Origin of the sequence: Rhizobium sp. CF122, assembly GCF_000282035.1 — a bacterium.
Taxonomy (GTDB): domain Bacteria; phylum Pseudomonadota; class Alphaproteobacteria; order Rhizobiales; family Rhizobiaceae; genus Rhizobium.
The window spans coordinates 22086-28538 of record NZ_AKKA01000123.1 but is presented as its reverse complement, the minus strand read 5'-3'; the positions used below and the strand labels follow the sequence as shown (position 1 = coordinate 28538).

6 protein-coding genes are annotated in these 6453 nt (G+C 59.9%); 4 read left to right on the top strand and 2 right to left on the bottom strand.

The window, feature by feature from the left end; translation table 11 throughout:
* Positions 1–177: 177 nt before the first annotated feature.
* Positions 178–2433, bottom strand: a complete 2256-nt coding sequence (locus tag PMI09_RS29210) for an OmpA family protein (RefSeq protein WP_007802846.1) — start codon at positions 2431–2433, stop codon at positions 178–180.
* 322 nt (positions 2434–2755) lie between these two features.
* On the opposite strand from PMI09_RS29210, the gene PMI09_RS29205 reads away from it, so the two are divergent.
* The 4 genes from PMI09_RS29205 to PMI09_RS29190 all read left to right on the top strand — a co-directional run bounded on the left by PMI09_RS29205 (position 2756) and on the right by PMI09_RS29190 (position 5701).
* Complete coding sequence (locus tag PMI09_RS29205; RefSeq protein WP_007802843.1) at positions 2756–3532, top strand: ABC transporter substrate-binding protein; 777 nt, start codon at positions 2756–2758, stop codon at positions 3530–3532.
* Between the two features lie 112 nt (positions 3533–3644).
* Complete coding sequence (locus PMI09_RS29200) at positions 3645–4448, top strand: ABC transporter permease (RefSeq protein WP_007802840.1); 804 nt, start codon at positions 3645–3647, stop codon at positions 4446–4448.
* A complete protein-coding gene (locus PMI09_RS29195; protein ID WP_007802838.1) occupies positions 4445–5275 on the top strand; it encodes an ABC transporter permease in 831 nt (276 codons plus the stop codon). Before PMI09_RS29200 ends, PMI09_RS29195 begins: the two co-directional genes overlap by 4 nt.
* 159 nt (positions 5276–5434) lie before the next feature.
* Positions 5435–5701 (top strand): usg protein, encoded by a 267-nt coding sequence (locus tag PMI09_RS29190; RefSeq protein WP_007802837.1) that lies wholly within the window; start codon positions 5435–5437, stop codon positions 5699–5701.
* A gap of 18 nt (positions 5702–5719) precedes the next feature.
* On the opposite strand, the gene PMI09_RS29185 is transcribed toward PMI09_RS29190, so the two are convergent.
* A complete protein-coding gene (locus PMI09_RS29185) occupies positions 5720–6442 on the bottom strand; it encodes a DUF2270 domain-containing protein (protein ID WP_007802835.1) in 723 nt (240 codons plus the stop codon).
* Positions 6443–6453: the final 11 nt, after the last annotated feature.

Sequence of the window (6453 nt, the reverse complement as noted above, 5' to 3'; positions counted from 1 at the left end):
CACTGCGTGCCGTTTCCATCCCACCCGTCATCAACCCAGCCTGCAGGTAGCGACGGATCAGTCGCAGTCCGGATACCATCCAGGTCAAACGGTGCCCTCCCACGACGCGCCATGCCTCGCGCACAACGAAAAAGCCGCCGGTCTTCCGGCGGCTTTCGATCAGTTCTGCCTCTCGGCTCAGTTGCGCGAGGCGACTGGGCGTACGAGGGCCGTCACGCGACGGATGGTAACCCGGCGGTTTTCCTGGTTCGGCCCCTGCGTATTGACCTTGAGGTAACGCTCGCCGTAGCCCTGTGTTGCCAGGTTTTCAGGCGGGATGCCGTAGACGTCAGTCATGACGTTCGCCACCGACTCTGCGCGCTGGTCCGACAGGACGAGGTTGCTCTGGTCGGAGCCGACAGCGTCCGTGTGACCTTCGATCAGGAAGGTTTCCGACGGGTCCTTGCGCAGCACCTCGTTGATCGCATCGGCAACCTTGCGCAGGCTGCGCGCCTGGCTCATCGGGATCTCGGCACTACCCGTCGCAAAGGTGATCGTATCGAGGTCGATACGACGTACCTTGTCGCGGATACGGGCCGAATACTTCACCTCATCCAACGAATAGACACGCTCCACCGGCTCCACAGGTGGTTCGCGCAGGAAGTCGTAATAGTCGCGGTCGTCGTCGCTGCTCGTGTCCATGATGTAGTCATCAAGCGGAATGCGCAGGCGCATCGGCGGCAGATCACGGCCCGGATCCTCGAAGTAGCCGCGGTCCGGATCTTCATAGAGGTCGGGCGAATAGTAGAGCACGGACTCACGCCCGCGATTGTCGACGCGCGACCGCTGAATGATGTCGCCATAACGGTTACGGATCGTCACGATCTGATAGCCGTCACGGTCGATCGTCTCGCGGTAACGGTCCCGCGGCAGCTGCTCGTAGATCGGACGTTCGCCATCCCGCAGGAAGCGCCGGTCGTCATCACCGCGAATGATCGTCTGGTTGTTGATCTGGATGATCACGCGATTGTCGTCGCCGCGCTCGCCGAAGCGTGCGCCTTCCGGCTGTTCGAACTGCGGACGCCTGTCGAGACGCTGGCCCTGTTCGCTGGTGACGGCTTCGATCCTGATCGGGGCGGCCTTGGCGCCTTCTGTTATGATCTGGGCGTCAGCGTCGGATTTCGGAACGCGGAAATTCTGCTCCTGGCCACGCTGCCTGTCACGATCGCGACGGGACTGGATGCCACCGGAGCGGTCGGCGTCCTTGTCGCTATCGAGAACGGCGGCACCGTTCTCAACCGGCAAAACGACGGTCTCCGTGCTCTTGCTCGGATCCGCGGCAATTTCCTTGCGACGCTCGAGTTCCTTGGGCGTGATCTTCTCCGGTGCCGGGATAGCCTGCTCGGCCTGGCCCGTTACCGGCTGATCGGTTGGTGCGCCGTTTGGCTGAGCCGGGATTTGTTCGCCCTGCTGCTGGACCGGAGCTTGCTCCCCCTGCTGAGGTGCGGGCACCTGCTCGCCTTGCTGCTGGGTCGGCTGTGTGCCGCCAGGCTCGGCCTCTGTCGCAGGCTCCTGTGCGGGAACTGGCGGCTTTTCGGCTGTCGGAGCTTCCAGTGGCTTCGGAGCCTTTTCGGGCGCCGGCGATTCCTGTGGAACGGGTGTCTGTTCCGCTGTCGGCTTTTGCGTTTCCTGCTGCTGCGTTTCAGCGGCGGCCGGCTTCTTGCGCGGCTTTACCGGCTGTTCGGAACCTTCAGTCGCCTGCTGTTTGCCTCCCTTACCCTTGGGCTGCGACTCTTCACCCTGCGGCTGAGCCTGCTCCTGCTGCGGGGCGACCTGTTCTGTCTGGGGCTGCGGCGCGGCCTCCTGTTGCGATGGCTGTTTGTCGCGCTTATTTCGACGCGGCTTTTCCTGGTTGTCCGCGGGCTGCTGTTCCTGAGCCGGAGCTACCTGCTCCTGCGGAGCGGCGGGCTCTGCCTGCTCGGCAGCGGGCTGGCGCTTCTTGCGCGGCTTTTCGACGGGAGCTTCTTCCTGCTGCTGAGACTGTTGTTCGGCGGCAGGTTCTTGCTGGCGGCGCGGCTTCTCGGCCGGTGCTGCCTGTTGCTCGGGCTGCGCTTCGGCTGCCGGCTCAGGCTGCTTGCGGGGCTTTTCGGCAGGCGCTTCCTGCTGTTGCTGCGGCTGCTCGGCAGGGGCTTCCTGTTGTTGTGGCTTCTCCTGGGCCGCTGGCGCCTGTTGCTCGCCGCCACCATCCTGTTGTTTCCGCCGCTTCTTCAGAATCTCTTCGTCTGAAGGTGCTGCATCCTGCGCAACCTCGAAGCTGCCCGCGACCGCCTCCGGCGCCGTGCGAACCTGCTCAACGCTGGCAACCGCGGCAAAAGAATGCACTGGGGGCATTACAAGCGACAGCGACAACAGCGGAAAGGCGGCACTGGCAAACAATCTGGATTTCATTCCCATAGGGGCTCCTCGTTGACTTTATGTTCTTGAGACGCAGTCGTGGCCACGTCCGATTTTGGGGCAATCACCCGCGGCGAAAACCGCGCGAGGACTGCATTTGTTCCACGAGTTTTAGGAACTGGACTATTAACCCGGTATGAATGTGGCAGTGCGGCATTGTTCATCTTCGCCATAGTTGACCCTTCGCCGCGTCCCTCCGATTCCAGTTGCAATTCCATAGAAAAAGGGTTGAGTATCGCGTCAAGGCAGTGCCCAGCACCGCCCTGCTCAGCCGCCGTCCAAAAGAAGAACACGAGCGGCAGCACCAACAGAGAGGACTAACATGCGTATCTCCACCCGTATTCTTGCCGCCGTTTCCGTCGCCGCGATGTCTCTTTTCGCAGGCGCCGCCATGGCTGATGGCGAGAAGTATGTAATCGGCACAGACTCGACCTATCCACCCTTCGAATATGTTGACGCCAGCGGCCAGTTCCTGGGCTTCGACATGGACATCGCCCGCGCGCTCTGCGCCGAGATGAAGGCCGAATGCACCATCGTCAGCAGTGACTGGGATGGCATCATTCCCGCGCTGCAGGCCAAGAAATTCGACATGATCATCTCGTCCATGTCGATCACGCCGGAGCGCTCGAAGCTCGTCGACTTCACCAACAAGTATTACAACACCCCGCCGGCAATCGCCGTACCGAAGGATTCGACCGTCACCGACGTTGCCGGCCTGAAGGGCAAGATGATCGGCGCGCAGACCTCCACCACCCACTCGAACTACGCTGAAAAGCACCTGCCCGATACCGAGCTGAAGCTCTACCCGACAGCAGACGAGTACAAGCTCGACATCGCGAACGGCCGCGTTGACGCCGTCATCGACGACATCGTCGTTCTGTCGCAGTGGGTCAAATCGGATGCCGGCGCATGCTGCAAGATCCTGACGCCGCTCCCGGTCGACAAGGAAATCAACGGCGTGGGTGCAGGCATTGCCGTCCGCAAGGGCGACGACGCACTGCGTGAAAAACTGAACACGGCGATCGCCGCGATCCGCACCAGCGGTGAATACAAGAAGATCCAGGACAAGTACTTCGACTTCGACGTTTACGGCGAATAAGAAAAGCTGTAGGTCGCCCATAAAGCTGATGGCGGAAGGCTTGCTCTTCCGCCACTTTTGTTTGACAAGAATAGAAAGATCAAAGCGGTACAAACCGCGAGGGGAAACTGGCATGGGCGGATTATTTTCCGCACTAGGCTCATTTTGGGCCTGGATTGGTTACATCTTCGATCCGCTTTGCGGACCCGCAGGACTCTTCACCTGGTTCGGTTCTTCGACGATCCTGGCCTGTGGCGACACTGGTTGGGGCGATGAGATCGCCGCCGGTCTGAAAGTCACCGTTGCGGTCGCTCTGGTTACCCTGCCAATTGGACTGATCATCGGCTTTCTCGTGGCGCTGGGCCAGCAATCGGAAGAGAAATCGGTCCGTCTTGCTGCCGGCATCTACACCACGATCTTCCGCGGCCTGCCTGAACTGCTGACGCTGTTCATCATCTATTACGGCATGCAGATTCTGATCCAGTCCATCCTCGCCTCCATGGGCTACGACGGCCGCATCGAAATCAACGCCTTCTTCGCCGGGATGATCGCCCTTTCGGTCGTATTCTCCGCCTATTGCTCGGAAGTGTTGCTGTCGGCGTTCCGCGCCATTCCGAAAGGCCAGTACGAAGCCGGCGACGCGCTGGGCTTTCATCGTGGCCGCACCCTGCTCCTGATCGTGCTACCGCAACTGGTGCGCATCGCCCTTCCCGGCCTCGTGAACCTTTGGATGATCCTGCTCAAGGACACATCCTATGTCTCTATCATCGGCCTTGCCGATATCCTGCGCCAGACCGGTGTGGCTGTTAAGGTCACCAAACAGGCGTTTTTGTTCTACGCGGTCGCCTGCGCTCTCTATCTCGGCCTTGCTGTCATTTCCTCCTTCGGCCTCAGCTACATCGAGCGGTGGGCCAAGCGGTCGGAGATTAGCCGATGAGCCACGCCCAGACGCTCATTCCGGCACAGCCGGCGCCGAAGCAAGCGCACAAGCCGATCACCGCTACGCGCATCACCGGCTACATCGTCGTCGCACTCTGGACCGCCCTTGCGGCTGCGCTGGTCGCCATGGTCGTGAGCGGCTGGGATCCGGAGAAGTTCACCCGCTATGGCCCTCGCTATCTGCATGGTCTGTACACGACGATCGCGCTGGTGGTGATCTCGGTGTTCTTCGGTGCCATCCTGTCGTTGCCGGTAGCCTTTGCCCGCATGTCGAAGAACAGGTTCATCAACGGCATCGCCTACTGCTACGTCTATGTGTTCCGCGGCACGCCGCTGTTGGCGCAGCTCTTCCTCATCTACTATGGTCTCGGCAGTTTCCGTCCGCAGCTGGAAACCGTCGGACTATGGTGGTTCTTCCGCGATGCCTGGTTTTGCGGCCTGTTTGCGATGACCATCAATACGGCCGCCTATCAGGCTGAAATCCTACGTGGCGCCATCCAGAGCGTTCCGCGCGGCCAGCACGAAGCCGCAGCCTCGCTCGGCATCCACAAGGTCATCGCCTTCCGCAAGATTATCTTGCCGCAAGCGCTGATCGTCGCCTTGCGACCCTACGGCAATGAGATCATCTTGCTGATCAAGGGCTCGGCGGTCGTCGCCATCATCACCGTCCTCGACCTGATGGGTGAAACGCGTTACGCCTTCTCGCGCACCTTTGACTATCAGACCTACCTTTGGGCGGCGATCTTCTACCTCAGCATGGTCGAAGCATTGCGCCACCTCTGGGGCTGGATCGAGCGTCGCATCACCCGCCACCTGAAACGCTGAGAACCTGGCAGCACTCACCAACGATAGCTGCTAACGATTTGAAATTATAAAACAAATCCATAAACCGCTGGCAATTCGTCAAGCTTCGGTTAAGCATGTGATGGTTCCATTTCCAAGATCGCTAACAAGCGATCGTTTGGAACCAGAAGCGAGACGACGATGCACAAGGACATGCAAAGGCAGCTTCAGGGCTACGGCCTCACGACGGCTCAAATCATCTACAGGATGCCGGATCACCAAGCGATCCTTCAGACCTACATCTGGCAGGACTACGATCTTGCTCCAGACTTTCCCGAGATGCGTAGCTTCCTGAAATTTTGGCAGGAAAAGCTGGACGGGCCGTTGCATTCGGTGCGCTACATACACCGAAAACTCATCTCGGCCACCGAATGGCGCGCCCTGAGAGGCGAGTTCATCCTCAACTGACTGTGCAGCAAGCGCCGGTCAGACATGAGCCTCCCCCTGGACGAATTCGTCTTCGTCCATCTCGCGATGCAGTGTGCCGTACAGGATGCCGACATAGGCCAAGCTCACAATGCAGAGTACGCCCCAACCCGGAATCGGGCCAAGCGCCGCGTTGTCGATGACATAGCTCCATGAATGCGCCTGCGTCAGCGGATTTCCTTCGGTTTGGAGTTTGGGTGTCGTAATCTTCAGGCACCATGCGAGAAGCAGGATGAGGTACATCCAGCAATAATTTCTCCGCAGTCGGCGCTTCACCGCCCCGGGATAGCTCAAGAGAAACTGCGGCTTGCGCAAACTCTTGGCGATGGCCCCGGCCCAATCGGGCCTGGCGTCACCATTCGGCGCAAGAACCTGCGCGAAATAGCCCCGCTCCAGCTTGCGTACACGGGAGCGATAAATGTCGAAGAAGCGGTAGCGGCGCGCTTCGATGAGCAACAATAGGGTTATCAGCATCATCCCGAAAAGCAGCACGCCATGGTGTGACGTGGGCGTTGACAGAGAGACTGAAAGGAGTGCCGCCGCGACTGTGATTGCCCAATTCGATGTTCGGTCGATGCGATCCCGCCAGCTTATCATGCGGCCGAGCTCGCCGCGATAATAATGGCTGAGCGTATTCGTGATCTCGCCTGGAGTGGCCGGGAGCGTCGGTCGCGGACTATCCATCTCCTTCTCGAAACTTGCCTTGCTGATTTCGGCGACCATGGCATTTCCTC